The sequence below is a fragment of the Flagellimonas abyssi genome, assembly GCF_019457905.1.
Classification (GTDB): Bacteria; Bacteroidota; Bacteroidia; order Flavobacteriales; family Flavobacteriaceae; genus Flagellimonas; species Flagellimonas abyssi.
Map to the genome: position 1 here is coordinate 1 of NZ_JAHZSV010000094.1, position 1232 is coordinate 1232.

The window sequence follows — 1232 nt, forward strand, 5'->3', positions numbered from 1 at the left end:
GGCTGGGCCACGCCAAAGACCGAATGGATATGGTACTTCTCGTAATTGTACAGTCCCAGCTCGCCGTTCAATGCGGCGCTGATCATTGCTCTAGTATATTTTAGCTCCATGCGGGTGCCCACTCCGTAGGGACCTCCCGTCCAGCCCGTGTTCACCAACCAAACGTCCACACCGGATTCCTTCATCTTCTTGCTCAACATCTCCGCATACTTGGCCGGGTGCAATGGCATAAAAGGAGCCCCAAAGCATGCGGAAAAGGATGGCTGTGGCTCCACAACGCCCGCTTCCGTTCCAGCAACCTTGGCCGTATAGCCAGATATAAAGTGATAGGCCGCCTGTGCAGGGGTCAATTTTGAAATGGGGGGCAATACCCCAAAGGCATCCGCCGTAAGGAAAAAGATGTTCTTCACGTTCTTCCCTATCGATGGCCACTGTATGTTATCGATGTGGTGTATCGGGTAGCTTACCCTAGTGTTCTGGGTGATCGAGGTATCGGTGAAATCCACCTCACCGTTGTCGTCCAATACCACGTTCTCCAAAATAGCGCCCTTTTTGATGGCTCCGTAGATCTCCGGTTCCTTTTCTTTTGATAAATCGATCACCTTGGCATAGCATCCCCCCTCAAAATTGAAAACCGTGTTGTCCGGCGTCCATCCGTGCTCATCATCGCCGATGAGCTTTCTGTCAGGGTCCGTGGAAAGGGTTGTTTTGCCCGTTCCCGATAGACCAAAGAATATCGCCGTGTCCCCCGATTCCCCCACATTGGCGGAACAGTGCATGGGAAGGGTCTCCTTGTATACGGGAAGGATGAAGTTGAGCGCGGAGAATATCCCTTTCTTGATCTCCCCCGTATAGCCCGTACCGCCGATAAGGGCAATCTTCCTGCCAAAGTTCAGTATCGCAAAGTTGTGCTGCCTGGTGCCGTCCTCCTTTGGGTCGGCCATAAAACCGGGTGCGTTTACCACCGTCCACTCTGGGTCAAAATCCTCTAATTCCTCCTCAGTGGGACGAAGGAACATATTGTAGGCGAACATATTGGACCACGGATATTCGTTTATCACACGGATGTTCAAACGGTAGTCGGCATCTGCACAGGCATATGAGTCCCGTACGAAGAGCTCCTTGGTGTTCAGATAGGCGATGACCTTGTCGTACAGCGCATCGAACTTTTCACTATCAAAGGGAATATTGATGTCGCCCCACCAGATCTTGTCCTTGGTGATATCGTCCTT

The 1232-nt window shown here is 51.8% G+C and carries 1 protein-coding gene; it reads right to left on the reverse strand.

What is annotated here, in order from left to right:
• Window positions 1-1232, reverse strand: a 1232-nt coding sequence (gene pckA, locus K1F36_RS19955) for a phosphoenolpyruvate carboxykinase (ATP) (RefSeq protein WP_220115356.1), incomplete at both ends; no start/stop codon positions are given.